This is a genomic window from Mycolicibacterium aubagnense, assembly GCF_010730955.1.
GTDB lineage: Bacteria > Actinomycetota > Actinomycetes > Mycobacteriales > Mycobacteriaceae > Mycobacterium > Mycobacterium aubagnense.
In genome coordinates this window covers 2,370,393-2,394,101 of the sequence record NZ_AP022577.1, presented here as the reverse complement: position 1 = coordinate 2,394,101, position 23,709 = coordinate 2,370,393, and the positions used below count along the sequence as shown (strand labels likewise).

Annotated in this window: 27 protein-coding genes; 19 read left to right on the top strand and 8 right to left on the bottom strand. The window is 66.6% G+C overall.

Annotation, left to right across the window (positions count from 1 at the left end; translation table 11 throughout):
• Positions 1–99 precede the first annotated feature (99 nt).
• From G6N59_RS11860 to G6N59_RS11845, 4 genes are all read left to right on the top strand, one after another.
• Complete coding sequence (locus tag G6N59_RS11860) at positions 100–363, top strand: hypothetical protein (protein WP_138232449.1); 264 nt, start codon at positions 100–102, stop codon at positions 361–363.
• Positions 360–908: a DUF5994 family protein gene (locus G6N59_RS11855; protein ID WP_163911255.1), complete on the top strand. Its 549-nt coding sequence runs from the start codon at positions 360–362 to the stop codon at positions 906–908. Before G6N59_RS11860 ends, G6N59_RS11855 begins: the two co-directional genes overlap by 4 nt.
• A gap of 116 nt (positions 909–1,024) precedes the next feature.
• The gene (locus G6N59_RS11850) at positions 1,025–1,417 is read left to right on the top strand and encodes a carboxymuconolactone decarboxylase family protein (protein ID WP_138232448.1); all 393 of its coding nucleotides are present in this window, start codon (positions 1,025–1,027) and stop codon (positions 1,415–1,417) included.
• A gap of 175 nt (positions 1,418–1,592) precedes the next feature.
• Positions 1,593–2,462, top strand: a complete 870-nt coding sequence (locus G6N59_RS11845) for a helix-turn-helix domain-containing protein (protein WP_138232447.1) — start codon at positions 1,593–1,595, stop codon at positions 2,460–2,462.
• 40 nt (positions 2,463–2,502) lie between these two features.
• Here G6N59_RS11845 and G6N59_RS11840 read toward each other — a convergent pair whose 3' ends face one another.
• On the bottom strand, positions 2,503–3,636 hold the full coding sequence (locus G6N59_RS11840; RefSeq protein WP_163911252.1) for a nuclear transport factor 2 family protein: 1,134 nt from the start codon (positions 3,634–3,636) through the stop codon (positions 2,503–2,505).
• Positions 3,637–4,074: 438 nt separating this feature from the next.
• On the opposite strand from G6N59_RS11840, the gene G6N59_RS11835 reads away from it, so the two are divergent.
• Both G6N59_RS11835 and G6N59_RS11830 read left to right on the top strand, forming a co-directional pair.
• Entirely contained in the window at positions 4,075–5,184 is a 1,110-nt protein-coding gene (locus tag G6N59_RS11835) for an NAD-dependent epimerase/dehydratase family protein (RefSeq protein ID WP_138232445.1), read from the top strand.
• A 200-nt stretch (positions 5,185–5,384) separates the two neighbouring features.
• Positions 5,385–5,954, top strand: a complete 570-nt coding sequence (locus G6N59_RS11830) for a nuclear transport factor 2 family protein (RefSeq protein WP_170212451.1) — start codon at positions 5,385–5,387, stop codon at positions 5,952–5,954.
• Between the two features lie 135 nt (positions 5,955–6,089).
• On the opposite strand, the gene G6N59_RS11825 is transcribed toward G6N59_RS11830, so the two are convergent.
• Positions 6,090–6,470, bottom strand: a complete 381-nt coding sequence (locus tag G6N59_RS11825) for a nitroreductase family deazaflavin-dependent oxidoreductase (RefSeq protein WP_138232443.1) — start codon at positions 6,468–6,470, stop codon at positions 6,090–6,092.
• A 124-nt stretch (positions 6,471–6,594) separates the two neighbouring features.
• Between G6N59_RS11825 and G6N59_RS11820 the strand changes: the two genes are divergently transcribed.
• Both G6N59_RS11820 and G6N59_RS11815 read left to right on the top strand, forming a co-directional pair.
• Positions 6,595–7,923: an aspartate aminotransferase family protein gene (locus tag G6N59_RS11820; RefSeq protein ID WP_138232442.1), complete on the top strand. Its 1,329-nt coding sequence runs from the start codon at positions 6,595–6,597 to the stop codon at positions 7,921–7,923.
• Between the two features lie 15 nt (positions 7,924–7,938).
• Positions 7,939–8,337 (top strand): pyridoxamine 5'-phosphate oxidase family protein, encoded by a 399-nt coding sequence (locus G6N59_RS11815; RefSeq protein ID WP_138232441.1) that lies wholly within the window; start codon positions 7,939–7,941, stop codon positions 8,335–8,337.
• An 80-nt stretch (positions 8,338–8,417) separates the two neighbouring features.
• On the opposite strand, the gene G6N59_RS11810 is transcribed toward G6N59_RS11815, so the two are convergent.
• Entirely contained in the window at positions 8,418–9,284 is an 867-nt protein-coding gene (locus tag G6N59_RS11810) for an FkbM family methyltransferase (protein ID WP_138232440.1), read from the bottom strand.
• A gap of 221 nt (positions 9,285–9,505) precedes the next feature.
• On the opposite strand from G6N59_RS11810, the gene hemL reads away from it, so the two are divergent.
• The 7 genes from hemL to G6N59_RS11775 are packed head-to-tail and all read left to right on the top strand — an operon-like array spanning position 9,506 to position 16,528.
• Positions 9,506–10,810, top strand: a complete 1,305-nt coding sequence (hemL, locus tag G6N59_RS11805) for a glutamate-1-semialdehyde 2,1-aminomutase (protein WP_138232439.1) — start codon at positions 9,506–9,508, stop codon at positions 10,808–10,810.
• A complete protein-coding gene (locus G6N59_RS11800; protein ID WP_138232438.1) occupies positions 10,807–11,415 on the top strand; it encodes a histidine phosphatase family protein in 609 nt (202 codons plus the stop codon). The genes hemL and G6N59_RS11800 overlap by 4 nt, the downstream gene beginning before the upstream one ends.
• A 29-nt stretch (positions 11,416–11,444) precedes the next feature.
• Complete coding sequence (locus tag G6N59_RS11795; RefSeq protein ID WP_138232528.1) at positions 11,445–12,032, top strand: TlpA disulfide reductase family protein; 588 nt, start codon at positions 11,445–11,447, stop codon at positions 12,030–12,032.
• A complete protein-coding gene (locus tag G6N59_RS11790; protein ID WP_138232437.1) occupies positions 12,029–12,817 on the top strand; it encodes a cytochrome c biogenesis CcdA family protein in 789 nt (262 codons plus the stop codon). The genes G6N59_RS11795 and G6N59_RS11790 overlap by 4 nt, the downstream gene beginning before the upstream one ends.
• Complete coding sequence (gene resB / locus G6N59_RS11785) at positions 12,814–14,439, top strand: cytochrome c biogenesis protein ResB (protein WP_407665848.1); 1,626 nt, start codon at positions 12,814–12,816, stop codon at positions 14,437–14,439. The genes G6N59_RS11790 and resB overlap by 4 nt, the downstream gene beginning before the upstream one ends.
• A gap of 31 nt (positions 14,440–14,470) precedes the next feature.
• Positions 14,471–15,439, top strand: a complete 969-nt coding sequence (gene ccsB, locus G6N59_RS11780) for a c-type cytochrome biogenesis protein CcsB (protein ID WP_138232436.1) — start codon at positions 14,471–14,473, stop codon at positions 15,437–15,439.
• A gap of 27 nt (positions 15,440–15,466) precedes the next feature.
• Complete coding sequence (locus G6N59_RS11775; RefSeq protein WP_138232435.1) at positions 15,467–16,528, top strand: nucleotide-binding protein; 1,062 nt, start codon at positions 15,467–15,469, stop codon at positions 16,526–16,528.
• Between the two features lie 8 nt (positions 16,529–16,536).
• Here G6N59_RS11775 and G6N59_RS30560 read toward each other — a convergent pair whose 3' ends face one another.
• The gene (locus G6N59_RS30560) at positions 16,537–16,680 is read right to left on the bottom strand and encodes a hypothetical protein (RefSeq protein WP_170212450.1); all 144 of its coding nucleotides are present in this window, start codon (positions 16,678–16,680) and stop codon (positions 16,537–16,539) included.
• A gap of 76 nt (positions 16,681–16,756) precedes the next feature.
• Here G6N59_RS30560 and G6N59_RS11770 point away from each other — a divergent pair, with 76 nt between their 5' ends.
• Positions 16,757–17,047 carry a DUF4229 domain-containing protein gene (locus G6N59_RS11770; RefSeq protein WP_138232526.1) on the top strand — a complete coding sequence of 97 codons (291 nt, stop codon included), beginning with the start codon at positions 16,757–16,759 and terminating at the stop codon, positions 17,045–17,047.
• Between the two features lie 14 nt (positions 17,048–17,061).
• On the opposite strand, the gene G6N59_RS11765 is transcribed toward G6N59_RS11770, so the two are convergent.
• Positions 17,062–17,934: a 1,4-dihydroxy-2-naphthoate polyprenyltransferase gene (locus tag G6N59_RS11765; RefSeq protein WP_138232434.1), complete on the bottom strand. Its 873-nt coding sequence runs from the start codon at positions 17,932–17,934 to the stop codon at positions 17,062–17,064.
• Between the two features lie 35 nt (positions 17,935–17,969).
• Between G6N59_RS11765 and G6N59_RS11760 the strand changes: the two genes are divergently transcribed.
• From G6N59_RS11760 to G6N59_RS11750, 3 genes are read left to right on the top strand one after another with little or no spacing between them, the layout of a single operon-like run.
• Positions 17,970–18,284: a hypothetical protein gene (locus G6N59_RS11760; RefSeq protein ID WP_138232433.1), complete on the top strand. Its 315-nt coding sequence runs from the start codon at positions 17,970–17,972 to the stop codon at positions 18,282–18,284.
• Positions 18,285–18,287: 3 nt separating this feature from the next.
• Positions 18,288–19,064, top strand: coding sequence for an S-methyl-5'-thioadenosine phosphorylase (locus tag G6N59_RS11755; RefSeq protein WP_138232432.1), 777 nt, complete (start codon positions 18,288–18,290; stop codon positions 19,062–19,064).
• Between the two features lie 49 nt (positions 19,065–19,113).
• On the top strand, positions 19,114–20,232 hold the full coding sequence (locus G6N59_RS11750; RefSeq protein ID WP_138232431.1) for an NAD(P)H-dependent flavin oxidoreductase: 1,119 nt from the start codon (positions 19,114–19,116) through the stop codon (positions 20,230–20,232).
• A 53-nt stretch (positions 20,233–20,285) separates the two neighbouring features.
• Here the strand turns inward: G6N59_RS11750 and G6N59_RS11745 are convergent, their stop codons facing one another.
• From G6N59_RS11745 to G6N59_RS11735, 3 genes are all read right to left on the bottom strand, one after another.
• On the bottom strand, positions 20,286–21,986 hold the full coding sequence (locus G6N59_RS11745; RefSeq protein ID WP_163911248.1) for a DUF4407 domain-containing protein: 1,701 nt from the start codon (positions 21,984–21,986) through the stop codon (positions 20,286–20,288).
• A 133-nt stretch (positions 21,987–22,119) separates the two neighbouring features.
• Entirely contained in the window at positions 22,120–23,214 is a 1,095-nt protein-coding gene (gene menE, locus G6N59_RS11740; RefSeq protein ID WP_234884409.1) for an o-succinylbenzoate--CoA ligase, read from the bottom strand.
• Between the two features lie 50 nt (positions 23,215–23,264).
• Positions 23,265–23,603 carry a DUF3349 domain-containing protein gene (locus G6N59_RS11735; RefSeq protein ID WP_138232428.1) on the bottom strand — a complete coding sequence of 113 codons (339 nt, stop codon included), beginning with the start codon at positions 23,601–23,603 and terminating at the stop codon, positions 23,265–23,267.
• Positions 23,604–23,709: the final 106 nt, after the last annotated feature.

Sequence of the window (23,709 nt, the reverse complement as noted above, 5' to 3'; positions counted from 1 at the left end):
GTGCTCGGCGCTGCGGCCATGGCTCTGGCGTGGCCCACGGCAGATAGCCGGTGATGTGGGTACACATTTCCCTCCCGTCCGCCAACCTTAGGAGCCGAAATGGCTACCAGCAAAACAGTTTTCATGGTTCTCGTCGTCTTCGTGGCGATGGCGCTCATCGCGGGTTTCGCGTGGCTGGCGGGCAACAACCGCAACAAGCATCGTGCCTCGTCACTCCAAGCACGGCCGGTGTCGACGCCGGCTGATGTCGGCGATCACCCGTCGGCATGCACCACAACGAGGCACCGGTCTGCGCTGGGCAGCTCAACGACTCAGTGGGATCGCGCCGACACCAGAGAAGTAACGAAGGGAGCGTCGTCATGACGCCACACACTCGCAAGAACGACGAGAACGGCACCGTGCCCGCGCACACACCGCGGCTTCGGTTGAAATCCAAAGCGCCGCATGGCGGATACGTCGATGGGGCATGGTGGCCGCACAGCGATGACCTTGCCGCCGAGCTGCCGGATCTGTTGGCCGTGCTGTCGGTGCGGCTGGGCCGCATCGACCGCGTGTCGTATCGCCTGGGCGCCTGGGCGAATGCACCCCACAAGCTCACCACCGGTGGTCGGGCAATACGCCTGGACGGGTACCGACGTCAGCCGCTCAACACCATCGAGGTTCGCGGTCTCGACGACGACCGGGACCGGCTGATACTGCTGGTTATCCCCCCACGCACGGACCCCGACGACGCCCACACCACGATGATGGCCGCAGCCCAGCCGGAAAGCGCTGCCACGGTCGACGGGCTGCTGATGATCAGTTCCCGAGACCGGAGCAGGCGCGCTCAGGCGGCCACTGCGCAAGAGCGCTGGGAGTCAGAAGGCGGAACGTCTGCCAACCCCAAGCTGGCGCGGATTGCCGGCTGAAGTCCGAACCTCAATCCGCGACCGGCGGTCGAAAAGTCAGTGCCCGACCGCTTCTCGGCGCCCACCTCGGTCACCCAGGGCTCCTGGCAAACGGCGCTCCGCGTACGGTCAGCAGGATGAGCAGCGAGCCAGAGTCGGCGTTCGACGCCGGGATCACCACCCGCCGCCAGGTGATGGGCGACGAGTTCGTCGACCGCGCACTGGCCCGCACCAGTGGCACCGAATCGGAAGCGATCCAGCGCTTCGTCACCGAGCACGTCTGGGATGCGGTGTGGAACCGGCCGGGTCTGAGCCGTCGCGACCGCAGCCTGCTCAACCTCGGCATGCTGACGGCGTTGCGCGCCCACGAAGAACTCGCCGGCCATGTCCGGGGCGGGCTCAACAAATGTCTTACCCGCGAGGAGATCGTCGAGGCGATCATCCACGCCACCGGCTACTGCGGGGCGCCCGCCGCACTCAGTGCGATGCGGGTGGTCCAGCAGGTGCTGGACGAAACGCGCCCGTCGTAAGCCGTCAGGCGGGGTGCGACGGCACCACGTAGTCAAAAGGCAAGCGGCCGATGTGCATCGTGCCGGTGACTGGTTGCGTCCTGCATCCGGTCGATTGATGAATATGCAACTATTGATGTCGGCTATCCGTTACGCAGATGGCCGATTGGTGTGGGTGTAAGGAGCCGGCATAGCGATGGAGTCACCTCCCACACGTCGGGTCGTTGAGGTGGTCGAATTTCTCGCAGCGCGCGGTGACGCGGTGAGCCGGCTCAGCGATGTGGTGCGTGCGCTCGGGCTCAACCAGGCTACGGCGTATGCCATTTTGAGTGAGCTGGCTGCCTGTGGCTGGGTGAGTCGCGACCCGGTGGATAAGTCTTATGCGTTAGGAAGCGCGATAGCCAGCCTGGGTGAGGCGGCGCGGCGGTTCCGTCCCCTCAGTGAGGCTCTGCGTGGAGCGGCGCTACGACTGTCGCAGGACTTGCAGTATTCGGTGTCGGTGTCCGAACGCGTCGACGAGACGTTGGTGATTTCCGCTTTCATCGCAGGGCAGAACCCGACCTGGTCGGTGGCTGTGGGCGATCGGTTGCCGTTCGCCGCACCGTTCGGCCCGGCGTACGCGGCCTGGGATCCTGAGCCGCAGCGTGAGCAGTGGATCCAGCGCAGCGGAGTGCGAACTCCCGCGTTGGTACGGCATTTGCGCAATTATCTTTCAGAGATCCGCGAACGCGGCTACAGCGTGGAACGAATGTCGGATGCGGCGGCCAAGGTCATCGCGGTCATGTCTGAAATCCACGCCGAGCAGTTGTCTGAGTCGATGCGCAGCCACGTCAGTGCAATGCTCACCGAGGTCACGACCGCCACTGCGGTGAAACGCTCGGCTGGGCCAGCCCCGTTGGTCGGAGCGATCGCGGCGCCTGTGGGCCCGCCTGGCGGACCGGTCGTGGCCAGCCTGTGCGCGCACCCGTTCGAAGACCTTGGGGTCCGGGCGATTCAGCGGATCGGGCGGAGCTTGACCAGCGCTGTCTCGGATGTGTTGGCGGAGAACGCGGTTCGACTTGCCTAGGTGCGCGATGTAGCGCGAGCAACGGGCGGCGTTTCAGGAATCAACTTTTGCTGTGAGCGGACGTTGTTGGCTTTGAGGTGTTGGCGGACGTTGTCGAATTCGTTCTGTCTGTGGCGCCGGATGTTGGGGCGTTGACGTGCGGCGTCTTTGGTGACTGAGTACTGGCGCCGCCAGTGGCCGCCTGAAGCTTGTCCGCGACTGCATGCTGTGTAGGGCCGGGGTTGGTCGGCTGTGTGGGCTTTGCGCTAGTACCGGCTGCGTCCGTCGCCAACGATTTTGCGCTGGAACCCGACTTGCTGGTTGCGGCAGCTGTGGCAACGGCGCGAGTCTGCGCCGCTGGTGTGGCGGCGGTGGAAGTGATGCCCGGAGGCTCGGTTGTTACGCCCGTGGACCCCGGGGGCACGGTGATCGGCTCGGCTTTTGCGGCTGGCCCGCCAAAGTTGCTTCCAATGGCGCCGACAAGCGCCTTGACGGCGTTGATGGGGATGTTGACGACGGCTGGAACTACATATCGAAGTGCCCCGACAACCCCTCCGGTGTTGTACGCGTTAGCGAGCCCGGTCGCGAAGTCTTGGAAGGCGGGAAATTCCAGGGTGAAGCCTGTACGGGTGAGTTTGGAGTAGGTGATCAGCCACTGGCCGTTGACCTGTGCATAGTTGTCGGTGTAGTTGCCGTAACCATGGATCGTGACGAGGCCGGCGAGGGAGAGTCTGTCCTGCATCGTCCATACGACGGAGGCCGTCGTATCGGACGTGAGGTTGACCTGCGGATCGTAACCTTGGTGGCGGGTGTTGATCGCGCTGAGTGTCAACGAAGTGAAAGCGATGAACGAGTCTCGGTTGGGAAAGTAGGGCCCGAACGAACCTGTGGTGTCCACTACGGCGTCGGGTGTGAAGAGTTGACTCAGGGCCTGCCAGTTCTTGGTATCCACGTCGTTGAAGTACGTCGCCTTGAGTAGCTCCACCGCCGCTGTCTCTGCGTCCGGGTCGGTAATGCTGGCGACGGTCGACATGGTCGATACCGCTTCGGCTGCCTGAACCATGGACGTGGCGTGGGCACTCGCCGTTCCGGCACTGAGTGCAGCCGCAGCCCCCAGCGCGAGCACGGCTTGCAATACGCGTTGTCCCCCGGGCCAGGCGCGGCAGCGTTCAGTGGGTGGTCCTTCGCGCGTCATTGGCTCTCCTTGTTCGGTAGGGCGCATTTAAAACGTCGATGTTCGACGGTCTTGCCCGGCGGAGTCGCCAGAGTCCGTCGATAGTCAATTATTTGAATCTCAGTATTGACTATTCAAATCTAATGACGTGGGCTCGGCGAGTCAATGGCGTGAAAGTTCTTAGGAGCGGCGCAAATCCCCTTGACCCAGGGGCGCCGACCCTCCTAGGGTGTGTCGAATATGCAGGTACTGGGAATTGGATATTCAACTAACAGTCGGATGTGTGACCGTGTGGTGTGGATGTTGGGCCGGCTTGGGCTGCCTCGGGACGAAGACTTCGGCCGCGCAACGGCGGTGGGGCCACCGGGGGGCCTACACCGACCCATGGCGCTCCGTCGAAGCGACGTTGGGGCCAGAATCGTTGGCTTACAACGCCAGTGAACACTTGCGAGCACCGCGATGAGCACGTCCGCGGCGTCTACGACCGCGCTGGTGATCGGCGCTAGCGGCTTTCTTGGCTCCCATGTCACCCGCCAGTTGGTTCATCGCGGCACCGATGTGCGCGTCATGCTGCGACCCACCAGCTCCACTCGAGGTATCGACGACCTCGACGTCGTACGGCACTACGGCGACATTTTCGACGATGACGCCCTGCGCGGGGCGATGGCCGGCTGCGACGTCGTCTACTACTGCGTGGTGGACGCCCGAATGTGGTTGCGCGACCCGGCGCCGCTGTTTCGCACCAACGTCGAAGGGTTACGCCATGTGCTCGACGTGGCGACCGGCACGGGATTGCGAAAGTTTGTATTCACCAGTACCACAGGAACATTGGGTATCAACACCACCAGAGCCGTGACGGAGGACGACCTTCACAATTGGTCCGATGGCGGGCCTTACATCGCTTCACGGGTCGCTGCGGAAAACCTCGTTCTGGATTACGCACGCACTCAAGGGCTACCCGCGGTGGCATTGTGTATCTCGACGACGTACGGACCCGGTGACTGGCAACCAACTCCGCACGGCTCACTGATCGCGCGGGTGGTCGCCGGTAGGTTTCCGTTCTACTTCGACTTTTCCTCCGAAGTCGTCGGTATCGAAGACGCCGCACGTGCCATGCTGCTGGCCGCCGACCATGGCCGCGCCGGCCAGCGCTACATCATCTCGGACCGGTACATGCACACCCGCGATGTACATCAGCTGGCAGCCCAGGCCGTGGGAATGCCCATCCCGCGCATCAAACTGCCCCTCGCTCTGCTCTACATCGCCGCGCGGTTCAACGATCTGGTGGCGAAGGTGATACATCGAGACTTGCCGTTCGCGGTCGTTGGATTGCGCATGGCGGAACTGATGTCGCCGCTGGACCACGGAAAAGCCGAACGTGAATTGGGTTGGACACCACAACCAGTCGAGGCTGCCATTGAGGCGGCGGCCCGCTTCTTCCGTGACCAGCGCCAAGCACCGAACTGGCGCGCACGTTCTGCGTCGACCACTGGATCGACCACGCAGCGCGGTACCCGCCATATGACGTGTCCGCGACCAGCCTCGACAGACGACAGGACCACGACGTGAGTCATACGGACGCTCTCGGCGCGAAAGTCGTTGGGGAAAACATCATTTCAAACGATTAGGCCGGTCTGCTGCCGCGCGTCACGCCGGCAGTTCCACCCACAACAAGGAGAATCATGTTCCCAGCTGGTAGCCGTCGGCGTCGATCGGGATCGGCAAAAAGCCGCATGTCGTGTGCCGTTGCGACATTGGGGGCGGCAGCAATGGTGGCAGCGGGGGTTTCCGCGCCGATCGCCAATGCTGATCCGTTACCACTGCCAAGTCTTTGCACCTACACGACACCACAGTCGGATTCCGGCCCGGAGATCGACGCGATCACACAGCTCAAGACCAGCTATTTCGCCAACATCGACGCAAAGAACTGGGACGCTCTGCGCAACCTGCTCGCGCCCGATGTCGTTGTGGACACCACCTGTAGCGCCGGCCCGATATTCAGCGATCGGGACTCGTTCATCGCTTTTCTCAAACTCACATTGGGTGGCGCCAAGACGCACCACCAAGGTTCAGACCCTCATATTCATCTGACGTCCGCGACCACGGCTGAAGGCCTATGGACGTTGGAAGATGTGCTCATCTTCAACAACACGTTGGGGGTCCATGGCTATGGCCACTACAACGACCAGTACGTCAAGGTGAACGGTCAGTGGGTCGAGAAATACTCCAAACTGACGCGTACCCGGATCGACTTGATCAATCCCGACGGCACAGTGATTCAGGCTGACGCCCCACTCGATCAGGTTGCCCTGAAGATCAAGGCCATTCTCGGTCAGTAAGAACGGCGGCACGACGGGCAGCACACTCGCGACTCCAGCCAGGCCTCATCTGATGAGACGGCCGCCCGCCGGGTCTCCCATCGCGTGTAACGCTCTCAACACATGCCCGTTCGAGCGTCGGTTGCTTACAAGCGTCTACTCGCCGTGAAGCATGACGGCGTGCTCGAACGGCAACCGGCCGAACACCAGGCGCCCGAGGCCGGTGATGTGCGACGCGGCTTCCTCTTTGGTCACCATCTGTGGATCGGTGACGGCGAACGTCTTGCCGTAGCGCTTCATCCGACCGCCGCCTGCTGCCGTGATGTTCTTGAGCCAGTCGCGGTTCGGCCCGTAGGTCAACAGGATCGCCACCCCGTCGTCGGTGCTGAATACGGTCAGCGGCGTGCGGAAGGTCTTGCCGGATTTGCGGCCGATGTGTTCGAGGATGCCGAACGTCGGCAGGTACCCGGCCCAGATGCGCTGGATGGGGTTCGTGACGTGGCGGTTGAAGCGGGCCAACCATTGGGGAAGCTGCATGTTCTCATCGTGCGCCATCGTGACTGGGGCAGCCAGGGGAGCGAGTAATGTTACCGGTCGGTAGCGGCGACGACGTGCCGCACACGGTCCGTAACCCGCTGATTTCATCTTCGAGGAGGAATGCATGCCTGCGCCCGCCAACGCTGACGCCCGCCGGATCTATGACCTGGAGCGCAGCCGCGTATTCCACTCGTGGTCGGCACAGGGGAAGCTCGATCCGCTGGTCTTCACCGGCGCCGAGGGCAGCTACCTCATCGACGGTGACGGCAACCGTCTCCTCGATTTCTCCAGCCAGCTCGTCTACACCAACATCGGTCACCAGCACCCCAAGGTCGTCGCGGCCATCGCCGAACAGGCCGCCAAGCTGTGCACCATCGCGCCGCAGCATGCCAACGGGGCCCGCGCCACCGCCGCCGACCTGATCTGCCAGGTGGCCCCGGAAGGCTTCAACCGGGTGTTCTTCACCAACGGTGGCGCCGACGCCGTCGAGCACGCCATCCGCATGGCCCGCGTGTACACCGGCCGCTACAAGACGCTGTCGACCTACCGCAGCTACCACGGCGGCACGGCGCTGACCATCAACCTGACCGGCGATGTCCGCCGCTGGGGCAACGACTATGGCAGCGAGGGCACCACCCACTTCTTCGGACCGTTCCTGTACCGCAGCCAGTTCGGTTCGCTGACGCAGGAGGAAGAGTCGGAGCGCGCCTTGGCGCATCTGCGGTCGGTCGTCGAGTTCGAGGGCCCGGGCGCCTTCGCGGCGATCATTCTGGAATCGGTGCCCGGCACCGTCGGCATCATGCCGCCGCCGCCCGGTTACCTGAAGGGCGTGCGGGAGCTGTGCGACCAGTACGGCATCGTGATGATCCTCGACGAGGTCATGGCCGGCTTCGGACGCACCGGCAAGTGGTTCGCGCTGGACAACTACGCCGTCACCCCGGACCTCATCACGTTCGCCAAGGGCGTCAACTCCGGCTACGTGCCGCTCGGTGGCGTCATTGTCAGCGACAAGATCCTGGAGCGCTTCCTGGAGCAGCCGTACCCGGGCGGCCTGACGTACTCCGGGCACCCGCTGGCCTGTGCGGCTTCTGTGGCGACGATCACCGCGATGCACGACGAGAAGATCGTCGAGAACGCCGAGCTGATCGGCACCGACGTCTTCGGTCCCGGCCTCGCGGCGCTGGCCGAGAAGCACGACATCATCGGCGACGTGCGTGGTCTGGGTGTGTTCTGGGCCGTCGAGCTGGTCAAGGACCGGGCCACCAAGGAACCCCTGGCGCCGTACGGCGGCAGCTCGCCGGAGATGGGCGCCATCAACGCGCGCGCCCGGCAGAACGGCCTGCTGCTGTTCATGAACTACAACCGCTTCCACCTGGTGCCACCCTGCAACATCAGCATCGACGACGCCAAGCGCGGCCTGGACATTCTGGACGATGCGCTGAGCGCCGTGTAGCCATAGGCTTTGGCTGTGCCCAACTCGAAGGCCTACCTCAAGCCGCCGTGGTTCGTCGTTCACGTCTTCAACCGCATCGCCAGGCTGACCGGCATCGGCGGCAGTCAGACGCTGACCGTCACCCGCAGCTCCAACCATTTGCCGCAGCGCATCCCGGTTGTTGTTCCCGAGGTGGACGGGGTGAAGTACCTGGTCTCCACCCGTGGTGAGTCCGCGTGGGTGAAAAACGTTCGGGAGAATCCGGTGGTGGCGCTCGGCAAGGTGAACTACCTGGCCACCGAGGTGCCGGTCGCGGACCGGGCCCCGATCATCGCGGTGTACCGGCCGCTGGCCGGCAAGGTTGTCGAGGGCTACTGGAAAGAGCTGCCCGACGACGCCGACCACCCGGTCTTCAAGCTCGCACTGCAGAAGTAGGGGACTTGGGGTCATACCCGACGCTTGAACCCCACCCACGACTTCCGCGTCGGCCGGGAGTCATGCTGCTGGCGGCAGATTCACTGCGGAACATTCGGCGCGGCACGCTGTAAGAACTGTGCGCCAGCGTCCTCCGAGACTTGCCCGCGTCGACTCAGTTCGGTGATGCAGAACAGCGTGAGGTCGATCGAGCCGTAGACGTGAAACGCGATCATCCCGAGCTGTGACAACTGCTCGGATGTCATGCGTTCCGGATACGCGATATCCCGAACGTAAACGATGTCGGCTTCGAGCAATTGGTTGCCGCCGCGACGAAAATCGCCACCGAAAATGGTTGGTGCGATCGCCCACCGCTTGATGGCGGGAAACGAATGCGGCATGAATCCCTGAAGCCGCAATTCGTTGTCCACGTCGCCGAAAGTCGGCTGGCGCTCATAGAGGGGCACGAACGACACCTCTGTTTGGATTGCGACAGCGTTCTTCAGCTTCTCGCGACCGTGCTGGAACACCATCAGTTCCCCGCCCTGGATGTCGATCTTCAGCAGGTCGAAATCCGGCACGTCGTCGATGTCATCGAGACGGCTTGTCTGCACGTCGATTTCACCGATCACCGTGCCCCAGTCCGGGAATCCGTTGAACAGCCGGAGTCGCTTCGGGTCGGGTGTGAGCAGGCTCGTCATTCCCGATGCTCTGGTGATCTTCAAGCGACGCTTCTCCCCGTCACCGACGGCATGAGGAAGGTACTTCTCCAGAGCCCCTTTGCGCCGCTCCAGCTCGGCCAACGCGTCTTCTTGCGGCTCGAATCCAGTTACCGTGCATAGCGCAGATTCCAGCATCTCCTGGTACGGAGGATCGCCGTCGATCGGATTCGCGCCGATGTCCACAATGCTGGAAAGCCGCGAGCAACAAACCAAGTCGATGACCGGTGACGTGCAGGTAGAGGTCATGAATGACCCTTCGCAATGGAATCTCGGGAGTCGAACCTATCAAGGTCCCGCGGCGGGCGACTGGAATATTGACGAGTTCGCAATTTTTGGCCAGAGATGGGTGCCCGCCTCGCATCGAGGCAGGGATGCGTGGGACGCCTGTGACTCGGTTGCGCAACCTCGGCCCCTGCTCCTACACCCTGTAGTTGGTCCATTCGCGCCGGGCTGGGACACTGGTGACCATGCGCTCTACCGACGTCTCCGCGAAACTGTTCGCCGACGCGTCGACCGTGATCCCGGGCGGGGTCAACTCGCCCGTGCGGGCCTTCAGCTCGGTCGGCGGCACCCCTCGCTTCATCACCTCGGCCAATGGCTACTGGCTGACCGACGCCGACGGCAATCGCTACGTCGACCTGGTGTGCTCCTGGGGGCCGATGATCCTGGGCCATGCCCACCCGGCAGTGGTCGAGGCCGTGCAGACCACGGCCGTCAACGGGCTGTCCTTCGGGGCGCCGACGCCCGCGGAGACGGAGCTGGCGCGCGAGATCATCGATCGGGTTGCTCCCGTCGAGCGCCTCCGCTTCGTGAACTCCGGCACCGAAGCCACCATGAGCGCCATCCGGCTGGCTCGCGGCTTCACCGGCCGGCCCAAGATCATCAAGTTCTCCGGCTGCTACCACGGCCACAGCGACGCACTGCTGGCCGACGCCGGCTCCGGCGTCGCGACCCTGGGGCTGCCGTCGTCGCCCGGCGTCACCGGTGCGGCGGCCGCCGACACCATCGTGCTGCCGTACAACGACCTGGACGCGGTGCGTCAAACCTTCGCCGCGGTCGGTGATCAGATCGCCTGCGTGATCACCGAGGCCAGCCCCGGCAACATGGGCACCGTCCCGCCGGCCGCAGGCTACAACGCCGGGTTGCGGCAGATCACCGCCGAGCACGGCGCGCTGCTCATCATCGATGAGGTGATGACGGGCTTCCGCGTCAGCCGTGGCGGTTGGTACGGCCTCGATCCGGTCGCCGCCGATCTGTTCACCTTTGGCAAGGTCATGAGCGGCGGCCTGCCGGCCGCGGCATTCGGCGGCCGCGCCGAGGTGATGGAGCGCCTGGCTCCGCTGGGGCCGGTGTACCAGGCCGGGACGCTGTCGGGGAACCCCGTGGCGATGGCGGCGGGCCTGGCCACCCTGCGCGCCGCCGACGACGCGGTCTACCGCGCCCTGGATGTGAACGCCGACCGGTTGTCGGGGCTGCTGTCCGATGCGCTCACCGAAGCGTCTGTCGCGCACCGGATTTCGCGGGCCGGCAACTTCCTGACGGTGTTCTTCGGCGACGCGCCGGTCACCGACTTCGCGTCCGCCAAGGCCACCGAGACCTGGCGCTACCCGGCTTTCTTCCACGCCCTGCTGGACGCCGGGGTGTACCCGCCGTGCAGTGCCTTCGAAACCTGGTTCGTCTCGGCCGCACTCGACGACGCTGCGTTCGACCGGATCGCCGACGCGCTGCCCGCCGCCGCGCGGGCCGCCGCCCAAGCTCAGGAGCCCGCATGACCGACAAGACGATCGTGCACGTGATGCGCCACGGCGAGGTCCACAACCCCGACAAGATCCTTTACGGCCGCAAGCCCGATTTCCACCTTTCCGAACGCGGGCGGGCACAGGCCGAGGCGGTCGCGGGCTGGCTCGCCGAACGCGACATCGTCTACGTGGTGGCCTCGCCGCTCGAGCGCGCGCAAGAGACCGCGGCGCCCATCGCGGCCCGGCACGGCTTGCCCATCGACACCGACCCGCACCTCATCGAGTCGGAGAATGTGTTTGAGGGACAGCGTGTTTCGCCGGGCGACGGCGCCCTGCGCGACCCGCGCAACTGGTGGCACCTGCGGGATCCGAAGACCCCGTCGTGGGGTGAGCCCTACACACACATCGCGGAGCGGATGACCGCCGCCGTCGACCGAGCGCGGGTCAAGGGCATGGGGCACGAGGCCGTGTGTGTCAGCCACCAGCTGCCGGTGGAGACGCTGCGGCGGGCGATGCTCGGCAAGAAGCTGCACCACTTCCCGACCAAGCGGATGTGCAACTTGGCGTCGGTGACGTCCTTCCACTTCCACGGTGACCAGATGGTGGGCTGGGGATACTCGGAGCTGGCCGGACAGTGACGTCGCTGGTGGCCCGCGCCGGGGCAGTGATGACGGCCGTCCTGACGACGGCCGTGTTGCTCGTCGGCTGCTCCACCGGTGACGACGCCGTCGCGCAGGGCGGCACCTTCGAATTCGTGGCGCCCGGCGGCAAGACCGACATCTTCTACGACCCGCCATCGAGTCGCGGCAAGCCGGGTGTGGTGCGCGGTCCGTCGCTCACGGATCCATCGAAAACTCTTTCCCTGGATGACTTTTCGGACCAGGTCGTCGTGATCAACGTCTGGGGCCAGTGGTGTGGCCCGTGCCGTTCGGAAATCTCCGAACTGGAGAAGGTGTACGAACAGACCAAGGCGCAGGGCGCCGCGTTCCTCGGCATCGACGTGCGCGACAACAACCGGCAGGCGGCGGTCGACTTCGTCGTCGACCACAAGGTCACCTTCCCGTCCATCTACGACCCGGCGATGCGCACCATGATCGCGTTCGGCGGCAAGTACCCGACGACGGTCATCCCGTCGACTCTGGTGCTGGACCGTCAGCACCGGGTGGCCGCGGTGTTCCTGCGGGAGCTGCTGGCCGACGACCTCAAGCCTGTGGTCGAGCGACTCGCCAAAGAGGCTGGGGGGTCTGGGGCATGACCGGTTTCGCCGAAACCGCCGCGGCCGGGCCGCTGTTGGTGGCCATCGGGGTCAGCGTGCTGGCCGGGCTGGTGTCCTTCGCCTCGCCGTGTGTGGTGCCGCTGGTGCCCGGTTATCTGTCCTATCTGGCCGCCGTGGTCGGGGTGGATGACACCGCAGACGAGGCGGGCGCCACGGGCTCGACGAAGGTGCGGACCGCCCGCTGGCGCGTGGCCGGCGCGGCGGCGCTGTTCGTCGCGGGATTCACCGCGGTGTTCCTCATGGGTGCCGTCGCGGTGCTCGGCTTGACCACGACACTCATCGCCAATCAGCTTCTGCTGCAACGCATCGGCGGTGTCGTCACCGTGCTCATGGGTCTGGTGTTCATCGGGCTGGTGCCGGCCCTGCAGCGTCAGGTGCGGTTCACGCCGCGCCAGGTGTCGACGGTCGTCGGCGCGCCGCTGCTGGGTGCGGTGTTCGGGCTGGGCTGGACGCCGTGCCTGGGTCCGACGCTCACCGGGGTCATCGCGGTGGCCTCGGCCAGTGACGGCGCCAGCGTCGCCCGCGGCATCGCGCTGGTGGTCGCCTACTGCCTCGGGCTCGGAATTCCGTTCGTGCTGTTGGCCTTCGGCTCGGCCCGCGCCGTGCAAGGCCTGGGCTGGCTGCGCCGGCACACCCGCGCCATCCAGATCTTCGGCGGGCTGCTGCTGATCGTCGTCGGCACCGCGCTGGTCACCGGCGTATGGAACGACTTCACCTCGTGGGTGCGTGACGCCTTCGTCAGCAACGTGAGGCTCCCGATATGACCGACGTTTCCTCGCCCGAAGACGTGCACGACGTGAAAACCGCGGAAACCCGCCGCCCTGGCCCGGTCTCGCAGGTGCTCGCGCTGTTCCGCAACACCTGGCGGACGCTGACGTCGATGGGTACCGCGCTGGTGCTGCTGTTCCTGCTGGCCCTCGGCGCCATCCCGGGCGCGCTGCTGCCGCAGCGCTCACTCAACGCCGGCAAGGTCGACGAATACCTGGCCCAGCATCCGACCATCGGCCCGTGGCTGGACAAGGTCCAGGCGTTCTCGGTGTTCTCCAGCTTCTGGTTCACCTCGATCTACGTGCTGTTGTTCATCTCGCTCGTGGGCTGTCTGACGCCCCGCATGCTCGAGCACATCCGCAGCCTGCGGGCTGTGCCCGTGCCGGCGCCGCGCAACCTGGCGCGGCTGCCCAAGCATGCCGAAGCCACCGTCCCCGGTGAGCCGGACGCCGTCGCCGAGCGGATTGCGAAGCGGCTCAAGGGTTGGCGGCAGACCACAAGGAAAATCGACGACGGTGGCCGTGAAATCACAGAGATCTCTTCGGAGAAAGGCTACCTGCGCGAGTTCGGCAACATCGTCTTCCACTTCTCGCTGCTCGGCCTGCTGGTCGCCATCGCGTTCGGCAAGATGTTCGGCTACGAGGGCAACGTCATCGTCATCGCCGACGGCGGGCCCGGGTTCTGCTCGGCCTCGCCCGCCGCGTTCGACTCCTTCCGGGCCGGCAACGTCGTCGACGGCACCGCACTGCACCCCAGTTGCCTGCGGGTGCATGACTTCGACGCGCGCTACCTGCCCAGCGGACAGGCCACGGCGTTCGCGGCGAACATCGACTATCAGGACGGCGCCGACCTGGTCAGCGGGACCTGGCGGCCGTACCGGCTGGAGGTCAACCACCCGCTGCGGCTCGGCGGCGAGCGCATCTACCTGCAGGGTCACGGCTACGCGCCGACCTTCACCGTCACGTTCCCGAACGGGCAGACCCGGACGTCGACGGTGCAGTGGAAGCCGGAGAACGCGCTGACGATGCTGTCCTCGGGTGTCGTGCGCGTCGACCCGCCGGGCGGCAGCTATCCCGGCGACCGCGAGCGGCGCAAGCATCAGATCGCCATCCAGGGGTTGTTCGCCCCGACCGCCGAACTCGACGGCAAGCTGCTGTCCTCGAGCTTCCCGGCGATGAACGCGCCTGCGGTGGCCATCGACATCTACCGCGGCGACACCGGGCTCGACAGCGGCAAGCCGCAGTCATTGTTCTCGCTGGACCCCAGCCTGATCGAGCAGAAGCGGCTCACCAAGCAGGCGCGCGTCAACCTCAAGGCCGGCGAGCAGACCAAGCTGGACGACGGCACCGTCATCCGGTTCGACGGTGCGGTGCCGTTCATCAACGTGCAGGTCTCGCACGACCCGGCGCAGGCGTGGGTCCTGGTGTTCGCGCTCACCATGATGGCCGGGCTGCTGGTGTCGTTGGTGGTGCGCCGCCGCCGGGTTTGGATTCGGATCGTGTCGGCCGAGGCAGGTACCGTCAACGTCGAACTCGGCGGCCTGGCCCGGACGGACAACTCGGGGTGGGGCGACGAGTTCGAGAAGCTCACAGAGCGGTTGATTGAGGACAAGCGATGAACGGTCAGCGAGTAGCGAAGGCGGATCGCGCGTGAACACAGAGCACATCGACATCGACCTGGCCCGGTACTCGGACTGGGCGTTCTTCAGCTCATGGACGGTGCTGTGCCTGGCTTTCGTCTTGCTGGCCGTCGAGCTGGCGTCGAGCCGTGGCCGTAAGGTCGAGACCCGGGAGCTGGTCGGTGCGGGCGTGGGCGCGAACAGCGCCACCCCCGGCGTGATCATCGATGAACCCACCCGCACGGTTGACGAGCGGATCGGTCGCGTCGGGCTCGCGCTGGTGTACGTCGGCATCGCGATGCTGTTCGTCTGCATCGTGCTGCGTGGTCTGGCCACCATGCGCGTGCCCTGGGGCAACATGTACGAGTTCATCAACCTGACCAGCTTCTGCGGGTTGGTCGCCGCCTCGATCGTGCTGCGCAAGCCGCAGTACCGGGCGCTGTGGGTCTTCGTCCTCGTGCCCGAACTGATCCTGCTGGCGGTGTCGGTCAAGTACCTGTACACCAACGCCGCGCCGGTGATGCCCGCGCTGCAGTCGTACTGGCTGCCCATCCACGTCTCGGTCGTCAGCCTGGGCTCCGGCGTCTTTCTCGTCGCCGGTGTGGCGAGCATCCTGTTCCTGCTGAAGATGTCGCCCTTGGCCTATCAGGACAACGGGTTCGGCCGCATGATCCAGCGGATGCCCGATGCCCAGACCCTGGACCGCATCGCCTACCGGACCACCATCTTCGCGTTCCCGATCTTCGGTTTCGGCGTCATCTTCGGCGCCATCTGGGCCGAGGAGGCGTGGGGCCGCTACTGGGGTTGGGACCCGAAGGAGACGGTGTCGTTCGTCGCCTGGGTCGTCTACGCCGCGTACCTGCACGCCCGGTCCACCGCGGGCTGGCGCGACAAGAAGGCTGCGTGGATCAACGTCGTCGGCTTCGTCGCGATGGTGTTCAACCTGTTCTTCATCAACCTGGTGACCGTCGGCCTGCATTCGTACGCGGGCGTCGGCTGAGCCGACAATGAGAGGACGCGGGTGATCGTGCCTTCTTTCCGCGCCCAGGGCCGGTTCAGGGATCCGGCCGACCCAGTCGCCGACGCCACGCCCGCTGCGGCGCCGGAGGCCCGCATCGTCATCGCGCATGCGGTGACTCCGGTCGTGCTCCCGAAGCCCGCCAAGCCGCGGAGTCTCGACCCCGCGACCGTCGCGCTCCTCAGCCGGCCGAGCCGCGCGCCCTCGACCGGCTGGCGCAAAGCGCTGTATTACGCGACGGGCACGCTGCTCAATCCGGGCGAGAGTCCCAAGACCTTGCATCGCACCCGGCTCACCGCGCAGATCAACCGGCCGCTGCGGGACTGCTATCGGATCGCCGTGCTGTCTCTGAAGGGCGGCGTCGGCAAGACCACCATCACCGCGACGCTCGGTGCGACGTTCGCGTCGATCCGTGGCGACCGGGTGATCGCGGTAGACGCCAACCCCGACCGCGGCACCCTCAGCCAGAAGGTGCCGCTGGAAACGCCGGCGACGGTCCGTCATCTCCTGCGCGATGCCGAGGGCATCGCCAGCTACAGCGACGTCCGCAACTACACCTCGCGCGGCGAGAGCGACCTCGAGGTGCTGGCCTCGGAGAGTGATCCGGCCGTGTCGGAGGCGTTCAGTTCGGAGGACTACTCCCGCACGCTGGCGGTGTTGGAGCCGTATTACCGGCTGGTGCTCACGGACTGCGGCACCGGCATGCTGCATTCGGCGATGGGGGCGGTGCTCGACCATGCCGACGTGCTCGTCGTGATCAGCTCGGGCTCGGTCGACGGGTCACGCAGTGCGGCGGCGACGCTCGACTGGCTCGATGCCCATGGTCATCAGGAGTTGGTGCGCAACGCCGTCGCGGTGGTCAACGCGGTGCGCCCGCGGTCCGGCAAGGTCGATCTGCGCAAGGTGGTCGACCATTTCGGCCGCCGCTGCCGGGCGGTGCAGTTGGTGCCGTTCGATCCGCACCTCGAGGAGGGTGCCGAGATCAGCCTGGACCGGCTCCGGCCGGATACCAGGGACGCGTTGCTGGAACTGGCCGTGGCAGTCGCCGACGGATTTCCGCTGTCGCTGTAGAGAGTGCGCTAGGAACCGAGGCGGCGCAGGAATTCAGGATCGTCGTCGGGACCGATGACGCGGGTGGTCGGGCGCGCCGCCGTAGCGCGGGTGGCGCGCCAGCCGACGTAGCCCAACAGCGCCAGCAGCGCGATCAGGAGCAGGAACTGCACGTAAAACCTCCTTTATTCGAATATACGCGTCCGTCGGTAAACTCGTGCGGTGTCTGATGCGCCAGCTACCCCCTCCATGCCACGTTTGCTGCTCGATGTCTTTCTCTACGCGCTCGCCCGCCTGCTGCTGGTAGCCGTGATTGCCGGCGCGATTTTCGGTGTCGTCGCGTTGCTGGGTATTCGTGATTTCCCGGCCATGGTGGCGCTGCTGTTCGCGCTGGTTCTCGGAATGCCGCTGGGCATCTGGCTTTTTGCTCCGCTGCGTCGGCGGGCCACCGCCGGGATCGCTGCCGTCGATGAGCGCCGTCGCGCCGAGCGTGAGCAGTTGCAGGCTCGGCTGCACGGCGAGGATTCCTCCGGCGACTGACCCCGCTCCGGGCGTCAGGGCTTGATCACCAGCACCGCGCTGATCAGGGCGGCCCACACCAGCATCGTCAGCCCGGTGTCCTTGAGCACGGGGATCAGCTCACGGCCGCCGAGCCCTGAGCGCACCGGCTTCGCCGCGCGGACCGCCAGCGGGGCCGCCGCGAATCCGACCAGACACCACGGGGTGGCCAGGGCCAGGAGCGCGGTCAGCAGGAACGGCAGCAGCACCAGCACCTGGAACAGCTGCCGGGTCCGGCTATCGCCCAGTCGAACGGCGAGCGTGATCTTGCCGGACACCTGATCGGTCGGGATGTCGCGAAGGTTGTTGGCCACCAGGACCGCTGACGACAGGGACCCGACCGCGACCGCGAGAACCAGGCCCACCCAGTCGACCCTCAGTGCCTGCGTGTACTGCGTGCCGAGCACGGCGACCAGGCCGAAGAACACGAAGACCGCGACCTCGCCGAGCCCGCGATAGCCGTAGGGGTTGGTGCCACCGGTGTACAGCCAGGCCCCGGCGATGCACGCCGCACCGACGGCGATCAGCCACGGCTGACTCACCAGGGCCAGCGCCAGGCCGGCTCCCGCGCCGATGCACAGGCTGATCACTGCGGCCGCCAGCACCGCCTGCGGCGAAGCCAATTTGGCTCCGACCAGGCGGACCGGTCCGGACCGGTCGTCGTCGGTGCCGCGGATGCCGTCGGAGTAGTCGTTGGCGTAGTTGACGCCGATGATCAGCGAAATCGAAACCACAAGGGCCAGAGCCGCTTTCCACCACACCTCACCGCCGACCCAGGCGGCGGCACCGGTACCTGCCAGCACGGGAGCGACGGCATTCGGCAGGGTCCGCGGTCGGGCGCCCTCTATCCACTGCGAAAGACTGGCCACGCGCGCAATCGTCCCACGCCCCTACACTTATCGACATGAAGGATCGGCTCAGCAAGAACGAGATTCGCAAAGACGTCGTCCAGGAATCCGTCGAAGCGGTTGCCGGGACCGTCGGCGAGGTGATGAACATCGTCGTCACCGCGGTCAAGGACGTGGCGAGCTCCATCGGCGCCCTGGCCACCGACGCATTCGAGATCCGCGACGGCGCCCGGCGCGCCCGCGCGCAGCTGGAACAGGACCGTGAGGCAGCGGACGAGGCCGAGGACGACGACGCGGATGTGCCCGCGCCGACTCCGGTCACAGCCGTGAAGCCGGAGACCGTGGATACCCCCGAGACCGACGCCGAATAACGGATGCTGGGAGTCATCGGCGGCAGCGGTTTCTACACGTTTTTCGGCGACGACGCGCGTACGGTCAGCGTTCAGACGCCGTACGGTGCGCCGAGCGCGCCCATCACCATCGGGGCCGTCGGCGGGCACGAGGTGGCGTTCCTGCCGCGGCATGGGGTGAAGCACGAGTACTCGCCGCACACCGTGCCCTACCGGGCCAACATGTGGGCGCTGCGGTCGCTGGGGGTGCGGCGGATTTTCGCGCCGTGCGCCGTCGGCAGCCTGACGGCGGACCTCGGTCCCGGTGCCGTCGTCGTGCCTGATCAGCTGGTGGACCGCACCCGCGGCCGCGAAGACACCTACTTCGACGCCGGCGGCATCCACGTCGGCTTCGCCGATCCGTACTGCCCGACGCTGCGGGCCGTGGCAGCCGAGCAGCCCGGTGTCCTCGACGGCGGCACCATGGTCGTGATCCAGGGGCCCCGCTTCTCCACCCGGGCCGAGAGCCAGTGGTTTGCCACTCAGGGGTTCACGTTGGTGAACATGACCGGCTACCCCGAAGCAGTGCTGGCTCGCGAACTCGAGATGTGTTATGCGGCAATAGCTTTGGTCACCGATCTGGATGCCGGTATCGAGGCCGGCGCCGGCGTCACCACGGTTGATGTGTTCGCCGAGTTCGAACGGAACACGCCCATGTTCAAGGCGCTCGTGCAGCAGGCTCTCGCCACGGTCCCCGCCGAGCGTGCCTGCACCCACTGCCTGGCCCACGCCGGGGTGAAGTTGCCGTTTGAACTGCCCTGATCGAGCAGCCTATTGACACCCGTCAAGTTGGGGTGGCAGAACTGACGGGGTGACTTCCCGGATCTGCGAACAGCTCGGCATCGATTTTCCGCTCTTCGCCTTCAGCCATTGCCGCGACGTGGTCGCAGCCGTCACCAACGCCGGCGGCTTCGGCGTGCTGGGCGCGACGGCGTATACGCCCGAGCAGCTGGACCGCGAATTGGCCTGGATCGATGATCACGTCGGCGGCCGCCCGTACGGTGCGGACATCATCGTGCCGGCCAAGTTCGAGGGCAAGGGCGAGAATCTCTCCGACGGCCAGCTGGCTGACCGAATCCCCTCGGAATACCGGGAATTCGTCACCAAACTGCTCATCGACCACGGCATCGAGCCGGAGGAGAGGGCCCGCACCGGCGGGTCGGTGCTGTCCGGCAACACCGGGCACGAGTTGCTCGACGTGGCGATGAGTCACCCCATCAAGCTGATCGCCAATGCCCTTGGGGTGCCGCCGGATTACATGATCGAGGCGGGCCGCGAGCGGGGGATTCCGGTGGCGGCGCTGGTCGGCGCCAAGGAGCACGCCGTCAAACAGGTCGCAGCCGGCGTGGACATCATCGTCGCGCAGGGCACCGAAGCCGGTGGGCACTGTGGTGAGGTGTCGACGCTGGTGGTCGTGCCGGAAGTAATCGAAGCCATCGATGATTCGGTCCCCGTGCTCGCCGCCGGTGGCATCGTCACGGGTCGGCAGATGGCGGCTGTGGTTGCGCTGGGCGCCGCCGGGGCGTGGACCGGCTCGGTGTGGCTGACCACCGAGGAAGCCGAGACTGCGCCGGCCACCAAACAGAAGATGCTCGCCGCCAGCTCGCGGGACACCGTGCGGTCCGCCGGGCGAACCGGCAAGCCGGCCCGTCAACTGGTTTCGGACTGGACCGACGCCTGGGCGCCGAAAGACGGTGGCCGCAAACCACTTCCGTTACCGCTGCAGAACATGCTGAGCGAGCCGGTGATCCGGCGCATCGATCGGCTTGCCGCGCAAGGTCATCCGGGCGCCCAGCAGCTCGCGACCTATTTCGTCGGGCAGGGCGTCGGCCTCATGAACAAGGTCAAGCCCGCCCGCGAAGTGGTCCGCGAGTTCATCGAGGACTATCTCACCGCCACGGAAAGGCTCAGCCGCTCACTCCCGCAGTGATTTGTGCACGATTTTCCGCGGCCGGCGCGGAAAATCGTGCACAAATCGCGGGGTTACGGCTCGATGGCGCGGCGACCTTCACCCAGCTGACGCCGCTCGTCGGCGGCGTCGATGATCGTCGTGTCACTACTGCTGAGCGCGGTGTGGTCGACGCCCCGCGGCGGGGCAATCGGCGCAAACGTGGCGTTCATCTGCGGCGCGGCCCACCGGGGTTCGGCGGGCGGCTGACCGCCCTGGCCCTGGCCGAGCGCCTGGCTCTGATCCGCCCCGCGCGGCCCCGATGACTGCTCGTGCGCGCTGTCGCTCACGGTGGTCCGGGAGGTGCGGCGCAGCGTGAAGGTGATCTCCTCGAACTCTTCGATGACCTTCTGCGCCGACCGCAGCTGCTGCACCGACGTGTCGATGACGCGGTCGACGACCGGCGCCACCGGTGCCATCAGCGGACGCAGCAGGCGCGCCGCCACCTTGGTGAGGTCGGGCAGCTGCGGCAGCGTCAAGCCGCCGGCGGGCTGCGACGTCGCCGGCGCCGGAAGGTTCGCGGCGGCCTCGCCGCCGATCGGGACGAGGTCGGCCGTGACGATCGGTTCCGCTGGGGCGCTGTCGGTTTCGGGCGCCGGCGGGGCGGCGCTCAGCGACCGCTGCTGCGGGCCGGGGAACGACATGAGCTCATCCCAATCCGAGTACATCGGCTGCGGCTGCGCAGTGGACGGTCGCAGTGCCTCGGCAGTCGGGGCCGCGAGCGCGGGCTGCGTGGACCCGCCGGTCAGCGCCTCCGGATTGAGGCTGGCCACGCGCTGGCGGTGGTATTCGCGATTGATCTCGGCGTCGGTTTCCAGCGCCAGGCGCATGGCGGCCAGCTGATGCTCGGCCTTCAGAATCTCGGCTTCGGCCCGCACCTCGGCCTGCTTGACGGCGATGGCGGTCTCGGCGCGCAGTTCGGCCTTCAGTCGTGACTCGTTGTGGCGCTCGCGCAGGGTCCGGTCCTGCCGGGCGTGCAGCAGCATCGGCAGCAGGTACAGCAGCACGCAGACGCCGATGACGGCGATGCGCGCCACGAGGGCCGCAGGCGTTTCGATGGTGTAGCCGTTCATCGCGACCCACCGCGCGCCGAAGCCACGGTCCGCGCCGACGCCGGCGGCATCGCGCGCCGCCGTCACCGCGTGCTCGGCACCGGCGATCCGCGCGTCGAGGGCCGGGGCCTGCTCGGTGCGGGTGGCGAGCGCAGCGTCGAGCTCACGCTGGTCGTGCTCGAGGGTGTCCTGGGTGTTCTGGGTGATCTGGCCGTCTCCGGGCACGCCGGTGATGGGCTGCTGGGCGCACGCCGGTGTCGGGTGGTATTCGCAGCGCGCCACGACCTGGGCGTCGTCACGGCGCTGCCGGGCGGAGTCGACGGCCGCGTCGAGCGTGCCGCGGCTGGCACGTAGCACATTCAGCTGCTCTTGGGCGGCGGTCACCGCCGGTGTGCCCGCAGCGCGGGCCGCGGCCTCGCTGTCCATGCGCTGCGAGATCGCGTTGCTGAAGAGTGTCATCGCGGCCAGTTCGCCGACCAGCAGACCGATGGCGACGGCCAGGGCGACCCGGCCGACAGTGCCGCGGGCGCTGGCGACCGTGCTGCGGATGGCCACGACCACAAGAACGCCGAAAATCAGGGTCGCGGGCAGTATGACGGCCAGTGGTAGTCCGGTGGACGGGGCCGCGACGGCGGCGGCGACGAGCCAGGCCAGCACACCCCCTGACCAGATCAGGGCGGTCACCGCAGGATGGTTGTCAGGCTGTCTGTGGGCAGGCATGGAAACTCCAACTCTTCCGGTCCACGTTCTAGGGTCCCAGAGAGCCGGGCCCGCCACCGAATCAAGCGCCGGTGCTGTGACCGGCATCACGGGCCAGTCAAGCGTTTTTCTGGTAGCTGAGCGTCAGGGACCGGCGGTCCAGCTTGCCGATTCCGCGGCGGGGGAGCTCGTCCACCACGTGCACCTCCCGCGGAGCGGCGGTGACGGCGAGGGTCGCGCTTACGTGTTTCCGCAGGTCAGCAACGGTAGGCGGGCCCGCACCCGGACGGAGCACCACCGCCACGGCCACCCGCTGACCCAGGCGTTCGTCGGCGACTCCGAACACCGCGCATTCGGCGATGGCCGGATGGCCGGCCAACGCCGACTCGACCAGCGCGGGCAGGACTTTCAGCCCGCCCGTGGCGATGGCATCGTCGATGCGGCCCAAGACCCGCAGTGCGCCCGAATCATCCACGGCGCCAATGTCATCGGTGACGAACCAGCCGTCCACGAACGGGGACGGCGCCACCGGATTGCGGTAACCCGATGCCAGCGTGGGACCGCCCAGCGCGATCCGGCCGGTGTCGTCGATCCGCAGCTCGACTCCGTTCAACGGTTTTCCGTCGTATATGCAGCCACCGCAGGTTTCACTCATGCCATAGGTACGCACCACGGAAACCCCTGCGGCTGCGGCCTTTTCGCCGAGCCCCGGGGGCATCGGGCCGCCGCCGATCAGCACCGCGTCCAGCTCGGCCAGGGCCTCGGTCGCGGCAGGATCGGCCAGGATCTTGGCCAGCTGCACCGAAACCAGAGACGTGTAGCGCCGGCCTGGCCCCAAGGCCTGTACCGCAGCGGGTAATTCGCCGACGCCGAATCCCGGATCCAGGGCCACCGGTGTGGTGCCGGCCCGCAGACTGCGCACGAGTACCTGGACACCGGCGATGTGATGGGCGGGCAGGGCCAACAGCCACCGGCCGGGGCCGCCGAGCCGGTCATGCGTGGCGTCGGCGCTGGCGTGCAACGCGGTGGCGGAAAGTAAGGCGCCCTTGGGTATTCCGGTCGAACCCGACGTTGAGACAACCAGCGCCACGCCGTCGTCGACGGGCTCGCCGGCCCGCAAGGTCTCGGTCAGCAGCGCGGCCTGGCGGTCATCGTCGGCCGGCAGCGGCAGCAGTGCGCGGCCGCCGTCCAGGGCCTGCGCCAACTCGGGGATCAGGGCAAGGGCCGCGCCGCAGGAACCGACGACGACGGGATGGAGGATGCCTATGTCGGCTCCCTGTTGCCGGGGCCTCCGTCGACAGGCCCGCCGTCGGCCGGGTCGCGGGGATCGTCGAGCGGCCAGCCTTTGGCGGCCAACCGTTCTCGTACTCGTTCAACATCCTCGGCGCGGGGCAGTTCATCGGTGATCCGGGTGATCAGCACCCCGATATCGATCTGGTCGAACTCGCCCCGATCCATCAATGCCCTTGCCACTGACTTGACCTCGTCATTGGTCAGGCGACGGGACAACAGGGCCAGCAGTGGCACCCGATCGGTGGCGGGAATGCCCTCGGGATATCCGGCCTGCAGCCACGCCACGATCTTGGTCAAAAAGGCATTCATGGCGTCACCTCCAGAACTTGGGAAAGGGGCCCAGCTGTTCGCATAGTTGCCCCAAAATGCGCGAACGAATCCTATGCCCAGCCTGTGACGTGGGCATATCGCCACG